This window comes from Curvibacter sp. PAE-UM (assembly GCF_001432305.1).
Taxonomy (GTDB): domain Bacteria; phylum Pseudomonadota; class Gammaproteobacteria; order Burkholderiales; family Burkholderiaceae_C; genus Hylemonella.
In genome coordinates this window covers 672,304-686,739 of record NZ_KQ483358.1, presented here as the reverse complement: position 1 = coordinate 686,739, position 14,436 = coordinate 672,304, and the positions used below count along the sequence as shown (strand labels likewise).

Here is a 14,436-nt window from a genome sequence, read left to right as displayed (position 1 = left end):
CGGGAAAACCATAGATTATCGCAAAAATTTCCAATGCTGGCAATGCCTTGGCTTTCCAAGTGCGTGCAGCACTTGAGGGCGCGGCGGGACCCTCACCCCTTGTGGATAAATTCTTGATAATTTACAATCTGGCGCACCATCCGGCATAAATATCCACAATAATTAGCACGCATGAGCGAGGGACAACTCAACAGTCAGGCCGTGAGCATAGGCCAGGAAGCCGGGCATAGCTTGTGGCAGACTTGCGTCGACCAACTGGCTCAGGAACTCCCCGAACAGCAGTTCAACACCTGGATCAAGCCCCTGACGGCCCAGGTCGCTGAGGATTTCTCCCGCGTCACCCTTTTTGTCGTCAACCGCTTCAAACTGGACTGGATCCGAGCCCAATACAGCAGCCGGATCGCTGCGCTGCTGGAAAAAGTCTATGGCCAGCCCATGCATCTTGAGTTGGCACTTACCCCCAGGGAAAACAATCCCAGGGTTAAGGAAACGGTTATCGAAACCGAGGCCCTGCCAGCGGAAGAGTCCTATGCGGCGGGGCTGGAGCGCATCAATCCGGCGAACCGGACACGTCTCAACACCGCCCTGACTTTCGACACCCTGGTGGAAGGCACGGCCAACCGCATGGCCCGGGCTGCCGCCATGCACGTGGCCAGTTCACCGGGCCAGCTTTACAACCCCCTGTTCATCTACGGCGGTGTCGGCCTGGGCAAGACCCACCTGATGCATGCTGTGGGTAACCGCTTGCTGGCCGAGCGTCCCAACGCCAAAGTTCTCTACATCCATGCGGAACAATTCGTTTCCGATGTGGTTAAGGCCTACCAGCGCAAGACTTTTGACGAGTTCAAGGACAAGTACCACTCCCTGGACCTGCTGCTGATCGACGATGTGCAGTTCTTTGCCAACAAGGACCGCACACAGGAGGAGTTCTTCAACGCCTTCGAGGCCTTGCTGGCCAAAAAATCCCATATCGTGATGACCAGTGACACCTATCCCAAGGGCTTGCTGGACATCCACGAACGTCTGGTCTCGCGCTTCGATTCCGGCCTGACGGTAGCCATCGAGCCACCGGAACTGGAAATGCGCGTGGCGATCCTGATCAACAAGTCCCTGAGCGAAGGTACCGAGATGCCCGAGGAAGTGGCCTTCTTCGTTGCCAAGAACGTGCGATCCAACGTGCGTGAGCTCGAAGGCGCCCTGCGCAAGATCCTGGCCTATTCACGCTTCAACCAGAAGGAAATCTCCATCCAGCTGGCACGTGAGGCCCTGCGCGACCTGCTGTCCATCCAGAACCGGCAGATTTCCGTGGAAAACATCCAGAAAACGGTGGCCGACTACTACAAGATCAAGGTCGCCGACATGTATTCCAAGAAGCGGCCGGCCAGCATTGCCCGCCCACGCCAGATTGCCATGTACCTGGCCAAGGAACTGACGCAGAAGAGCCTGCCCGAGATCGGCGAGCTGTTTGGTGGTCGCGATCACACCACCGTGTTGCACGCGGTCCGCAAGATATCCGGTGAACGCCAGCAGCTGACCGAACTGAACCAGCAATTGCACGTGCTTGAACAGACCCTCAAGGGATAGAAGGAGTCATCACCCCATCAAAAAAAGCGACCTGAAACCCTGGGGATAGTTCTGGCACAAGTCATGAGTTATCCACAGAGGAAAGCAGTTCTGCCAAGTTATGCAGTCTCGCGCCGGATCAAACCCGACGACTACACACATGGTTGGACGACAGACAAGTCGTTGATAAAAAAAGGGAAAATGATGCTATCCACAGAAAGCAGCCCGCTCTATCTACTACTACTAATTTGAATTAAAGAAATCAAAGAAGAGGTTGACATGATCGTCCTGAAGGCAACACAAGACAAAGTACTCTCCGTTTTCCAGTCCGTTTCGGGCATCGTGGAACGTCGCCATACCCTGCCCATCCTGGCCAACGTGATGATCCGCAAGACCGGCAGCGCCTTGCAGTTCACGACCAGTGATCTGGAAATCCAGATCCGGACCACGGCCGAGCTCGATGGGGATGCTGGCAATTTCACGACCACGGTCGGTGCGCGCAAGCTGATCGACATCCTGCGCACCATGCCGGCCGACCAGACCGTTTCGCTGGAATCCAGCCAGAACAAGCTCATCCTCAAGGGTGGCAAGAGCAAGTTCACGTTGCAGACCCTGCCGGCCGAGGATTTCCCGCTGGTGCAGGAAGCCGCCAATTTCGGTCCCGTCTTCAGCGTGCCGCAGAAGACGCTCAAGGAATTGCTGAGCCAGGTCTCGTTTTCGATGGCGGTGCATGACATCCGCTACTACCTCAACGGCATCCTCTTCGTGGCAGAAGGCAAGCAACTGAGCCTGGTGGCAACGGATGGTCACCGCCTGGCCTTTGCTTCGGCGACACTGGATGTGGAAGTGCCCAAGCAGGAAGTCATCCTGCCGCGCAAGACGGTGTTGGAAATGCAGCGCCTGTTGAGCGATACCGAGGGCGCGATCGAGATGCAGTTCGCCAGCAACCAGGCCAAGTTCAGCTTTGGTGGCATGGAGTTCGTGACCAAGCTGGTCGAGGGCAAGTTCCCGGATTACAACCGCGTGATTCCGAAGAACCACAAGAACGCCATCGTCCTGGGCCGTCAGCCCCTGCTGGCGAGCCTGCAGCGCACGGCCATCCTGACCAGCGACAAGTTCAAGGGTGTGCGCCTGAACATTGATCCCGGCACCCTGCGTGTGGCATCCAACAATGCCGAGCAGGAAGAAGCGGTGGACGAACTGGACATCGACTACAGCGGCGACAGCATCGAGATCGGCTTCAACGTGACCTACCTGATCGATGTTCTGACGAACATGGAACAGGACATGGTCAAGGTGGAGCTCTCTGACTCGAACAGCTCAGCCCTGATCACGATTCCCGACAACCATAGCTTCAAGTATGTCGTGATGCCCATGCGTATCTGACAGGAGCGCAAGATCATGACCCGCGATGAACGTCTGGTTCATGGCGGGTCTGTTCATTCAAGTGTTTGAATAGTGTTGAGAAGTAAGCCATGACCGAAGAAAACAAGCCTAGCGCTGTGGAGAATTTCAGCGCCCAGCCCCGTATCGATGCCCATCAGGTTGGCGCATCGGAAGGTTATGGCGAATCGTCGATCCAGATCCTGGAAGGCCTGGAGGCGGTGCGCAAGCGCCCGGGCATGTACATCGGTGATACGTCCGACGGCACCGGCTTGCACCACCTGGTGTTCGAGGTGGTGGACAACTCCATCGACGAGGCACTGGCCGGCCACTGCGATGACATCGTGGTGACCATCCACCTGGACAACTCCATCAGCGTGGTCGATAACGGCCGCGGCATCCCGACCGGCGTCAAGATGGACGACAAGCACGAGCCCAAGCGCAGTGCTTCGGAAATCGCCCTGACGGAGCTGCATGCCGGCGGCAAGTTCAACCAGAACAGCTACAAGGTCTCGGGCGGCCTGCACGGCGTGGGTGTGTCCTGCGTGAACGCGCTGTCCAAGTGGCTGCGCCTGACTGTGCGTCGCGAAGGCAAGGTGCACCAGCTGGAATTTGCGCGTGGCTTCGTGCAGAACCGCATCATCGAGCAGATCAACGGCGTCGATGTGTCGCCGATGAAGATCATCGACAAGACGGAAAAGCGCGGCACCGAGGTGCACTTCCTGCCCGACCTCGACATCTTCCAGCAGAACCATGAATTCCATTACGACATCCTCGCCAAGCGCCTGCGCGAACTGAGTTTCCTGAACAACGGCGTGCGCATCCGCCTCAAGGACGAACGCAGCAACAAGGAAGACGATTTTTCCGGTGCGGGTGGCGTCAAGGGTTTTGTCGACTTCATCAATGCCAACAAGAAGGTGCTGCATCCCAATGCCTTCCACGCCAACGGCGAGCGCCCGGCCGAAACCTACGGGGGCATTCCAGGCACCAACATCGGCGTCGAAGTCGCCATGCAGTGGAACGACGGCTACAACGAGTCCGTGCTCTGTTTCACCAACAACATTCCGCAGCGTGACGGCGGCACCCACCTGACCGGTCTGCGCGCAGCCATGACGCGCGTGATCAGCAAGTACATCGAGAGCAATGAGCTGGCCAAGAAGGCCAAGGTCGAGATCTCGGGTGACGACATGCGCGAAGGCCTGTGCTGCGTGCTGTCGGTCAAGGTACCGGAGCCCAAGTTCAGCAGCCAGACCAAGGACAAGCTGGTCAGCTCCGAAGTGCGCGCCCCGGTGGAAGACATCGTGGCCAAGACGCTTACCGAATTCCTGGAGGAGCGGCCCAACGACGCCAAGATCATCTGCGGCAAGATCATCGAGGCCGCCCGCGCCCGTGAGGCGGCCCGCAAGGCCCGCGAAATGACACGTCGCAAGGGCGTGCTCGACGGCATGGGCCTGCCGGGCAAGCTGGCAGATTGCCAGGAGAAGGACCCGGCACTGTGCGAGATCTACATCGTCGAGGGTGACTCCGCCGGCGGTTCGGCCAAGCAGGGCCGTGACCGGAAATTCCAGGCGATCCTGCCGCTGCGCGGCAAGATACTGAACGTCGAGAAGGCGCGGTACGAGAAGCTGCTCACCAGCAATGAAATCGTGGTGCTGATCACGGCGCTCGGGACCGGCATCGGCAAGGCCGCCGCGGAAAGCGGCAAGTCGGCCGTTGATGATTTCAACATTGACAAGCTGCGCTACCACCGCATCATCATCATGACGGACGCGGACGTGGACGGCGCCCACATCCGCACCCTGCTGCTCACCTTCTTCTATCGCCAGATGCCCGAGCTCGTCGAGCGGGGCCACATCTACATCGCCCAGCCGCCGCTGTACAAGGTCAAGTCCGGCAAGGAAGAGCTCTACCTCAAGGATGCTTCCGCGCTCGATACCTACCTGTTGCGCATTGCCCTGATCGGGGCTTCCATCCACACGGGTGGTGCCAGCGGCACCGTGATCACGGGCGACACCCTAGCCGAGCTGGCGCGCAAGCACCAGCTGGCCGAGCGCGTGATCGCCCGCCTGCACAACTTCATGGATGCCGAGGCGCTGCGCTCCATTGCCGATGGTGTGGCGCTCAAGCTCGATACCGTGGCCGAGGCCGAGGCGTCCGCCGTCGCCCTGCAGGCCAAGCTGGCGGGTGCCGAGGTGGCTGGCGAGTTTGATGCCCGTACCGACAAGCCCATCCTGCGCATCAGCCGCCGCCACCACGGCAACGTCAAGAGCAGCGTCATCACCCAGGACTTCGTGCACGGGGCCGATTACGCCGCCCTGGCCGAGGCGGCCAACACCTTCCGCGGCCTGCTGGCCGAAGGCGCACGCGTCATGCGTGGTGAAGGCGAGAAGCAGAAGGACGAGAAGGTAGTCGACTTCCGCCAGGCCATGGCCTGGCTGATCGGGCAGGCCGAGAACGCGACCGCACGCCAGCGTTACAAGGGCCTGGGCGAGATGAATCCGGAACAGCTCTGGGAAACCACGATGGACCCGACGGTGCGCCGCCTGCTGCGCGTGCAGATCGACGATGCCATCGAGGCCGACCGCGTGTTCACCATGCTCATGGGCGACGAGGTCGAGCCGCGGCGCGACTTCATCGAGACCAACGCGCTGCGCGCCGGCAACATCGACGTCTGAGATCCGACAAGGCGGCGCAGGCTTGTCACCGGCATGAAGCCTGTCGCCGTCATCGACTTCGAGACCACGGGTATTTCACCCGAACAGGGCGCCCGCGCCACGGAAGTGGCCATCGTGCTGGTGGAACAAGGGCGCATCGTCGACCGCTTTCAGAGCCTGATGAATGCTGGCGCCCACATTCCCGCCTTTATCACCCAGCTCACCGGCATCAGCAATGCCATGGTGCAAGCCGCACCCGACGCCAGCGAGGTGATGCGCAAGGCCAGTAACTTCGTGGGCGACGCCCCCATGGTGGCCCACAACGCCTCCTTCGACCGCAAGTTCTGGATGGGCGAGTTGTTCCGCCTGGGCTTGCCGGCCCGGCAGCCGTTTGCCTGCACCATGCTGCTGTCGCGCCGGCTCTATCCCCAGGCGCCGAACCACAAGCTGGGCACACTGGTGGATTACCACCGCCTGCCGCGCACGGGTGCGGCCCACCGGGCGCTGGCGGACGCTGAAATGGCGGCCGAGTTGCTGCTCCAGATCCAGCAGGACCTGCAGCGTCGCCACGAAGTCGCGGCCGTCGACCATGATCTGCTGATGGCCCTGCAGCAGTGCCAGCGCCAGGGCGTTTCGGCCCTCCTGTCGCGGCATGCCCGGGTATAGGATGGTGCCTGACCGCATAATCAGGCGATGCCTGCTGAATGGCTCATCCCATGAGTGATAAAAAACCTTTCGAGATCGCGCGCGAGGCGCTCAAGCAGATCACGGCGCGCCAGCTGGCGCCCACGCCGGTCAATTACCAGGCGATCTACAACGAAATTGCGGGCATGCCGAACGTGCAGCCCTTCCCGGAAGAACCCCTGCGGCAGATTGCCCAGGCGCTGCCGGCGCGCAACCCGGGGCAGGAAAAGCAGCGCAGCCTGCTGGAGTACGCGATCGGGCAGCGCAACTGGCTGGGCGTGCAGAATGCGCTGGTGGCCTACAGCGGGTTTGCCATGCCGGGCAGCGGCGATTCGGCCCCGGCACCGCTGGCGCCCACGCCCACCGCGGCACCGGCACTGACGCCCGAATTCTTCGAGCAGATTGCACGCCTGATCGAATACGCCAAGCCCGCCCTGGGCACGGACGATGCCCGCTTCCAGGAGCAGATGCAGCAGCTCATCCAGGCCCTGCGCGATCCGGCGGCCGAGGCCTACAAGGTCAAGACCCAGCTGGCCGACTTCAGCCATCGCCTGTCCTTTGCGGCCGAAGACCAGGCCGAGATCCACCTGACCCTGCTCAAGTTGCTGCAGCTCATCATCGACAACATCGGCGAGCTCAGCCCGGACGACAACTGGCTCAAGGGCCAGACCGATGCGCTCAAGGAGGCGGCCCAGCCGCCGCTGACCTTGCGCCGCCTGGACGACGTGGAGCGCCGCCTCAAGGATGTGCTCTTCAAGCAGACCGAAGCCAAGGGGCGGGCGCAGGAGGCCCAGGAAGAACTGCGCCAGATGCTGGCCACCTTCATCAGCCGGCTGTCGCAGATGAGCGAGACCAGCGGTGCCTACCAGGGCAAGATGGAAGAGAGCATGCGCCAGATTGAGCAGGCCAAGAAGATCGAGGAGATCGCGCCCGTGCTCAAGGAGGTCATCAGCGCCACGCGGCACATGACCAGCGAGTCGACCAGCGCGCGCGACGAGCTGCGTGCCATGCGCGAGAAGGCGCAGGCTACCGAAGCCGAGATGGTCAAGCTGCACCGCGAACTCGACCGTGTCAGCGCGCAGGCGCGCCACGACAGCCTGACCGGCGCGCTCAACCGCCAGGGCCTGGACGAGGCCATGAACCGCGAGGTGTCCGGCGTGCGCCGCAAGGACACCATCCTGTCGGTGGCCTTGCTGGACATCGACAACTTCAAGAAGCTCAACGACGGCAAGGGGCACGAGACCGGCGACGCCGCGCTCAAGCACCTGGCCACGGTGGCGCGCGAGTGCATGCGCCCGCAGGACACGCTGGCACGTTATGGCGGCGAGGAGTTCGTCGTGCTGCTGCCCGACACGCCGCTGGACAAGGGCGTGGAGGCCATGACGCGCCTGCAGCGCGAGCTGACCAAACGTTTTTTCCTCGCGGGCAACGAAAAGATCCTGATCACCTTCAGTGCCGGCGTGGCCCAGCTGGCCACCGGTGAAACCGGTGCTGACGCCATCAAACGTGCCGACCAGGCCATGTACCTGGCCAAGCGTGCCGGCAAGAACCGCGTCATCGGTGCCTGACGACTTCTTCCAGGAGAACCCCGATGAAAATGCTGTTGGCCGGATTGCTGATCTTCCTGGGGGTGCACTCGGTGCGCATGTTCGCCGAGGACTGGCGCCAGCGCATGCGCGCCCGCCTGGGCAAGGGGGCCTGGAAAGGCCTGTACTCCCTGCTGTCGCTGGCCGGGCTGGCCTTGATCGCCTGGGGCTTCGACCTGGCGCGTGAGCAGCCGGTGGTCCTGTGGACCCCACCCACGGGCCTGCGCCACGTGGCCTCGCTGCTGACCTTGCTGGCCTTTGTACTGCTCGCGGCGGCTTACGTACCGGGCAATGCCATCAAGGCGCGCCTGCACCACCCCATGGTGCTGGGCGTGAAGACCTGGGCGCTGGCCCACCTGCTCGCCACCGGCATGCTGGCGCATCTGCTGCTGTTCGGCGCTTTCCTGGTCTGGGCCATCTTCAATTTCAGCATCTCGCGCCGTCGCGATCGTCGCGATGGCGTGTCGTACCCGCCGGGCCGTGGGGTGGCCACCGGTCTGACCGTGGTGCTGGGGGTGGCCGGGTGGGCCGTGTTTGCCTTCGGCCTGCACGGCCTGCTGATCGGCATCAAGCCGTTTGGGTGAAGTGCCGCGGCCTTATTTTTCCAGCATCCACTGGATCACGAACTTGGCGGCAAAGCCCACCATGCCGAAGGCCAGGCCCAGGAACAGCACAAAGGTGCCGAAGCGCCCGGCTTTTGATTCCCAGGCCAGGTGGGCGATGATGAACAGCATGTAGAGCATGAAGGCGCCCACGCCGAAGGACAGGCCGAAGGCGGCGATCTGCTCCTCGGTGTAGCCGAACATCAGTACGCTCCCGGTTGACCCGTCGTTCGCTCGGGCCAGGCCGAGGCATCCACCAGGTCACGGTAGGCATGCCAGCTGGCATGTCCCAGCATGGGCATGACGGCGATCAGCCCCAGCAGGGCCGACAACAGGCCCAGCAGGCTGAAGCCCATGATGAGCGTGGCCCACCAGGCCATGGGCACGGGATTGTTCAGCACGGCTTCCCAGCTGGTGATCACGGCCTGCAGCACGCTGATGCGGCGGTCCAGCAGCAGGGGGATGGCAATGGCGCTGGAGGCGAACATGGGTGCGGCCATCAGGCCCCCCAGGGCCAGCCAGACCTCGAACAGCCAGTTGTCGCGTGCCAGCACCACGTACTTCAGGAAATCCAGGGGCTGTTCGATGGGCACGGGCGACATCAGCGTGATCAGCGCGGCCGAGGTCAGGACCCAGCCGGTGCCGGCCAGGCCCAGCAGCAGGCCGAATTGAACCAGGCGCCAGTCCTTGCCATCACGACCGCTCCCATGGCGACGCCAGCTCAGCCAGGTCTTCAGCACCAGGCGCCAGGACCTGGCCTCGTCGCGTTCCACCGCCCGGCTGAGTGCATACAGGCCGGTGGCGAGCACCGGTCCCACCACGAGCAGGCCGGAGAAGGCGCCGGCCAGCCACCAGAACTGGTGACGTGCCAGCACCAGCAGGCCCAGGCCGACGACGGTCAGCACCAGGCCGTGCGCGAAGCTGACCCAGCCGCAGTGTCCGATGTCACGCCAGCCCAGCACCAGCCAGCGCATCGGCTGGTGCAGATCGATCGTGCGGATGACAGGTGCTGCGGTGGGTTTCATCAGGCTCCGATGTTAACCGTGCCCGCGATGGGGTCCATGGCGGTGCGAGCGGGCCGTGCTTTCATCGAAGACCTTCTTTTGCTCGGCGTTCAGGGCACCGTAAAAGGTCCGCGTGGCCGCGTCTCGTTGCTCGAAGGCAGCATCCCGCTGCTTGCGCAGCTCGTTCATCTTGTCCAGGCGCTCGGGGGTGCTGAGCTTGGCCATGTCTTCGCGCTTGGGCATCGAAGCGTGGGCCGGCGGTTTCATGGCGGCGAGGAAGGCGTTCCAGTTGCTTTCCTGCTCGGCACTCAGCTTGAGCTTGGCCTTGAGGTCGGCCGAGCGCTTGGCCATGTGCTCCTTCATGCGTTCCTGCTTGCGGGCGTGACGCTCGCCATCAGGCTGGTGCATGCCCGGGCCGGTGCCTTGTCCGGCTGCGGGTCCGGGTCCGGACTGTGCCAGGGCAAGCAGGGTGGACGTGGCCAGCACGGCGGCCAGCACGACGGGTTTGAAGTTGACTTTCATATCCTCATCCTTTCAGATCAGACCTGTTGTGAAGTAACAGGGTGACTGCAGTCTGCGCGGCTTGTGTATCGCGGGGATGAGGGTGTGCATCGCCTGTGTAAAGAATGTGGCGCGCAGGTGATGTCAGGCCAGGCGCCCGTTCTGGAAATCCTCCACCGCGGTCATCAGCTCTTCGCGCGTGTTCATGACGAAGGGGCCGTATTGGGCAATGGGTTCCTTGAGCGGGCGGCCGGCGATCAGCAGGGCGCGTGCGGGCGTGCTGCCGGCATCGGCCTGCAGGCGTACGCCGTCGCCGCTGTTGTCCAGGATGGCCATGCGGTGCAGCGGCACCGGGGTGGCCTGCGCGCTGCCATCCAGTACCTCTACGGTGCCGCGGTAGGTATAGAGGAAAGCGTTGTAGCCGGCCGGCAGCGGCTGGCTGAAGACGGCGCCGCCGGCGGGGAAATGCAGGTCCAGGTAGAGCGGATCGGTCGGGTAGGCCTCGACCGGGCGCGCCATGGCGCCGCTCACACCGTGGCTGTGGCCGGAGATCACGCGCACGGTCACGCCCTCCGCAGTGGTGAACTCGGGAATCTCGGCGCTCTGGATGTCGCGGTAGCCCGGCGCGCACATCTTGTCGCGTCCCGGGAGGTTGAGCCAGAGCTGGAAGCCTTCCATCACACCCGCTTGCTGCTCCGGCAGCTCGCTGTGGATCAGGCCGCGACCGGCCGTCATCCACTGCACGCCGCCGTTTTGCAGCAGGCCTTCGTTGCCGGCGCTGTCGCGGTGGCGCATGCGCCCGGCAATCATGTAGGTGATGGTTTCGAAGCCCCTGTGCGGGTGATCGGGAAAACCGGCGCCGTAGTCATCCGGGTCATCGCTGGCGAAGTTGTCCAGCATCAGGAAAGGGTCGAGCCGGCGCTGCAGGTCGTGCGTGAGCACGCGCGTGAGCTTGACACCGGCCCCGTCTGTGGTGGGCTGGCCGGTGACGAGGCGTTCGACGGCGCGGGGAGAGGTGACGGTCATGGGCGGCGGAGTCCTGTCGGGTGATATGACTGCCGGGCCGGGAGGGCCCGGGGCATGGACCGATGTTAGCGGGGGCCGAAACCCCGCGCCGCCGTGCAGTTATCAGGCCTTGGGGACGTCCTTGACGGAGCAGGTGTTGATGCCCAGCATGGCGTAGGGCGGGCACCAGCCCATCAGGCCGGTGGCCAGCGGGATGGCGCCTAGCCAGCCCCACCAGCCGACGGTGCCGGTGGCCGCAAGGCCGACCAGGATGGCGCCTACGAGAATGCGGGCGACGCGTTCCATGCCGCCGATATTGGTTTTCATGCTGTGCTCCTGTTGTGGATGCAGACCATTATTGGACGGGGCCTCGGTGTCGTCAACCGCCTTGTTGCGCCAGGTCGTCGAGGATGGGGCAGTCCGGCCGCTCGTCGCCATGGCAGTGGTGCAGCAGTTGTCGCAGTGTGCGCTGCATCGATTGCATGGCTTCAATGCGCGTGGCGAGTTCGTCCACGTGTTTCTGGGCGATGCGCTTGACGCTGGCGCTGGTGCGCCGGCGGTTCTGCCACAAGGTCACCAGCTCGCCGATCTCGGCCATGGAAAAACCGAGGTCGCGCGAGCGCTTGATGAATTGCAGCGTGTGCACGTCGGCCTCGCTGTACTGGCGGTAGCCGCTGTCGGTGCGCGCCACGCGCGGCAGCAGGCCGAGCGACTCGTAATGCCGCACCATCTTGGCCGAGACGCCGGACAGTTCGGCTGCGCTGCCGATGTTGACGGGCCAGAGCATGTACGCCATGGCCGTCAGGCGGCGACCGTGTAGCCTTCTTCGGCGATGGCCCGGGCCAGGGTCTCGCGCGCTTGCTGCGACTGCACTTCCACCAGGTTCTTGCTGCGGTCGATCTTGACCTCGGCCTGCGGGTCCACCTGCTTGATGGCACGTGTCACGGCCTTTTCGCAGTGACCGCAGGTCATGCCGCTGACGTTGAAGTTCTGGTTCATGGGGACGTTCCTTTCGCTGGGTATTTGTTTCATGGGAAGCATATCCTGAACCTTGCCACGATGGGAAGGTCAAGGCCCTGGTTTCGACCTTCTCGACAGAAGGGTTGATCTGGCGCAAGATTTGACCCTGCCATCGTGGCAAGGTTCAGAATTCATCGCATGAATACTTCAACGACCATTGCATCCTCCTCCGCCACGCTGGACCTCGGCATCGGCGGCATGACCTGCGCTTCCTGCGTGAGCCGGGTCGAAAAGGCCCTGAAGAAGGTGCCGGGCGTCAGTGACGCCGCCGTCAACCTGGCCACCGAGTCGGCGCGTGTGAGCTTCGCGCCCTCGGAGCAGATCGAGGCGCGGCTGCGGCGTGCCGTGCGCGATGCCGGCTACGAGCCGCGTGCCGCGGATGCGCTGGAGCAGGAAGAGGACGCCTCGCCCTGGACCGGTTTCGCCCCGGTGGCCATCGGGCTGCTGCTGTCCCTGCCGCTGGTTGTGCCCATGCTGGGTGATCTGGCGGGTTTTCACTGGATGCTGCCGGCCTGGGTGCAATTCGTGCTCGCCACGCCGGTGCAGTTCATCCTCGGCGCGCGCTTCTACAAGGCCGGCTGGTTTGCGCTCAAGGCCCTGACCGGCAATATGGATCTGCTGGTGGCCATCGGTACCACGGCGGGCTGGGCGCTGTCGGTCTGGCTCTGGCTGTCGGCGGAGCACGGCGAGATGGCGCACCTGTACTTCGAGGCTTCGGCCGTGGTGGTGACGCTGGTGCTGCTGGGCAAGTGGCTCGAGGCCCGGGCCAAACGGCAGACCACGAGCGCCATCCGCGCCCTGCATGCCTTGCGGCCGGACATTGCGCACCTGATCGGGCTGGACGGCGAGGTCGACGTGCCGGTAGCCGAGGTGCTGGTGGGGGACAAGCTGGTGGTACGACCCGGCGAGCGTTTCCCGGTGGACGGCATCCTGCTCGAAGGCCATACGCAGGTGGACGAGTCCATGCTGACCGGCGAGCCCCTGCCCGTGGCCAAGGACGCCGGCGCCAAACTGACCGGCGGCTCCATCAATGGCGACGGTCGCGTGGTGTTGCAGGTCGGCGCCGTGGGCAGCGAGACCGTGCTCGCGCACATCATCCATCTGGTGGAGGACGCGCAGGCCGCCAAGGCACCCATCCAGCGCCTGGTCGACCAGGTCTCGGCGGTGTTCGTGCCGGTGGTGCTGGTGATCGCCCTGCTGACCCTGCTGGGCTGGTTGTGGGCCGGCGCCTCGGGCGAGTCGGCCATCATTCACGCGGTGGCGGTGCTGGTGATTGCCTGCCCCTGTGCGCTGGGTCTGGCCACGCCGGCGGCCATCATGGCGGGGACGGGGGTGGCGGCGAAACACGGCATCCTGATCAAGGACGCGCAGGCGCTGGAGCTTGCGCACAAGGTGGACACCGTGGCTTTCGACAAGACCGGCACGCTCACCGTGGGCCAGCCGCGGCTGACCGCGTTCGAGGTGGCCTCGGACCAGGACGAGGCGCGCCTGCTGGCCGCTGCCGCCAGCCTGCAAAGTGGCAGCGAACACCCGCTCGCACGTGCCGTGGTGCAGGCGGCGCAGGCCCGTCAACTGGCTGTGCAGGCGCCGGACAACGTGCGCGCCGTGCCCGGCCGTGGCAGCGAGGGCGAGGTGGGCGTGACCAGCTACCTGATCGGCAGCCTGCGCTGGATGGAGGAGCTCGGTGTCGGCCTGGGCGCGCTGGCGACGCGCGCTGGCGCGCTGCAGGCGCAGGGCGCCACCGTCTCGGCCATGGTCGAGCGCACCACGCAGGGCCTGACCTTGCGCGCCTTGCTGGCTTTCGGCGACGAACCCAAGCCCGGTGCGAAAGAGGCCTTGGCCGCGTTGCGTGCGCGCGGCATCCGTACGGTCATGATCTCGGGCGACAACCGCGGCGCGGCCGAGATCATGGCGCGTCGCCTGGGCCTGCGCCCCGAGGCCGGCGAAGTGCTGGCCGAGGTGCTGCCGGGTGACAAGGCGGCGATGGTGGCCAGGTTGAAGGAGGGCGGCCATACCGTGGCCATGGTGGGTGACGGCGTGAACGATGCGCCGGCCCTGGCGGCGGCTGACGTCGGCATGGCCATGGGCAACGGCACCGACGTGGCCATGCACGCGGCCGGCATCACCCTGATGCGGGGCGACCCGCTGCTGGTGGCCGCGGCCCTCGACGTGTCGGACCGCACCGTGGCCAAGATCCGGCAGAACCTGTTCTGGGCCTTCATCTACAACGTGGCCGGCATACCCCTGGCCGCATTGGGCTACCTCAACCCGGTGATCGCCGGTGCGGCCATGGCCATGAGCTCGGTCAGTGTGATGAGCAATGCCCTGCTCCTGCGGCGCTGGCGGCCATAGGGCCCCTCTTTACACCGAGGGGTATCGAAGCGCGAAATTGCCCGCCTTGTACGTGGTATTCCCGCCGTGTCATGGGAAACCC

14 protein-coding genes are annotated in these 14,436 nt (G+C 64.1%); 7 read left to right on the top strand and 7 right to left on the bottom strand.

All coding sequences use genetic code 11. The features are described 5' to 3' along the window. The first annotated feature begins 171 nt into the window (after positions 1 to 171). The 6 genes from dnaA (at position 172) to AO057_RS03375 (ending at position 8,454) form a co-directional block, all read left to right on the top strand. Positions 172 to 1,584, top strand: coding sequence for a chromosomal replication initiator protein DnaA (gene dnaA, locus AO057_RS03400; protein WP_057674310.1), 1,413 nt, complete (start codon positions 172 to 174; stop codon positions 1,582 to 1,584). Between the two features lie 258 nt (positions 1,585 to 1,842). Continuing rightward, the gene (gene dnaN, locus AO057_RS03395; protein ID WP_057674309.1) at positions 1,843 to 2,949 is read left to right on the top strand and encodes a DNA polymerase III subunit beta; all 1,107 of its coding nucleotides are present in this window, start codon (positions 1,843 to 1,845) and stop codon (positions 2,947 to 2,949) included. Positions 2,950 to 3,038: 89 nt separating this feature from the next. Then, positions 3,039 to 5,621: a DNA topoisomerase (ATP-hydrolyzing) subunit B gene (gene gyrB / locus AO057_RS03390; RefSeq protein WP_057674308.1), complete on the top strand. Its 2,583-nt coding sequence runs from the start codon at positions 3,039 to 3,041 to the stop codon at positions 5,619 to 5,621. 33 nt (positions 5,622 to 5,654) lie between these two features. Next, positions 5,655 to 6,266, top strand: a complete 612-nt coding sequence (locus AO057_RS03385) for a 3'-5' exonuclease (protein WP_057674307.1) — start codon at positions 5,655 to 5,657, stop codon at positions 6,264 to 6,266. Positions 6,267 to 6,316: 50 nt separating this feature from the next. Next, entirely contained in the window at positions 6,317 to 7,852 is a 1,536-nt protein-coding gene (locus tag AO057_RS03380; protein ID WP_057674306.1) for a sensor domain-containing diguanylate cyclase, read from the top strand. A 23-nt stretch (positions 7,853 to 7,875) separates the two neighbouring features. Next, positions 7,876 to 8,454 carry an NnrU family protein gene (locus tag AO057_RS03375; protein ID WP_057674305.1) on the top strand — a complete coding sequence of 193 codons (579 nt, stop codon included), beginning with the start codon at positions 7,876 to 7,878 and terminating at the stop codon, positions 8,452 to 8,454. Between the two features lie 12 nt (positions 8,455 to 8,466). On the opposite strand, the gene AO057_RS03370 is transcribed toward AO057_RS03375, so the two are convergent. The 7 genes from AO057_RS03370 to AO057_RS03340 all read right to left on the bottom strand — a co-directional run bounded on the left by AO057_RS03370 (position 8,467) and on the right by AO057_RS03340 (position 11,981). Continuing rightward, entirely contained in the window at positions 8,467 to 8,676 is a 210-nt protein-coding gene (locus AO057_RS03370; RefSeq protein ID WP_205629991.1) for a DUF2788 domain-containing protein, read from the bottom strand. After that, positions 8,676 to 9,497 (bottom strand): DUF2189 domain-containing protein, encoded by an 822-nt coding sequence (locus AO057_RS03365; protein ID WP_057674303.1) that lies wholly within the window; start codon positions 9,495 to 9,497, stop codon positions 8,676 to 8,678. The genes AO057_RS03370 and AO057_RS03365 overlap by 1 nt, the downstream gene beginning before the upstream one ends. 12 nt (positions 9,498 to 9,509) lie before the next feature. Beyond that, positions 9,510 to 9,998, bottom strand: a complete 489-nt coding sequence (locus AO057_RS03360) for a Spy/CpxP family protein refolding chaperone (protein WP_082605396.1) — start codon at positions 9,996 to 9,998, stop codon at positions 9,510 to 9,512. 123 nt (positions 9,999 to 10,121) lie between these two features. Beyond that, positions 10,122 to 11,003: a pirin family protein gene (locus AO057_RS03355; RefSeq protein WP_057674302.1), complete on the bottom strand. Its 882-nt coding sequence runs from the start codon at positions 11,001 to 11,003 to the stop codon at positions 10,122 to 10,124. A 102-nt stretch (positions 11,004 to 11,105) separates the two neighbouring features. Next, positions 11,106 to 11,309 (bottom strand): YgaP family membrane protein, encoded by a 204-nt coding sequence (locus AO057_RS03350; protein WP_057674301.1) that lies wholly within the window; start codon positions 11,307 to 11,309, stop codon positions 11,106 to 11,108. A gap of 52 nt (positions 11,310 to 11,361) precedes the next feature. Beyond that, positions 11,362 to 11,769 carry a Cu(I)-responsive transcriptional regulator gene (gene cueR / locus AO057_RS03345; protein WP_082605620.1) on the bottom strand — a complete coding sequence of 136 codons (408 nt, stop codon included), beginning with the start codon at positions 11,767 to 11,769 and terminating at the stop codon, positions 11,362 to 11,364. Between the two features lie 14 nt (positions 11,770 to 11,783). After that, complete coding sequence (locus AO057_RS03340; RefSeq protein ID WP_057674299.1) at positions 11,784 to 11,981, bottom strand: heavy-metal-associated domain-containing protein; 198 nt, start codon at positions 11,979 to 11,981, stop codon at positions 11,784 to 11,786. Between the two features lie 159 nt (positions 11,982 to 12,140). Here AO057_RS03340 and AO057_RS03335 point away from each other — a divergent pair, with 159 nt between their 5' ends. Beyond that, the gene (locus AO057_RS03335) at positions 12,141 to 14,354 is read left to right on the top strand and encodes a heavy metal translocating P-type ATPase (RefSeq protein ID WP_057674298.1); all 2,214 of its coding nucleotides are present in this window, start codon (positions 12,141 to 12,143) and stop codon (positions 14,352 to 14,354) included. Positions 14,355 to 14,436: the final 82 nt, after the last annotated feature.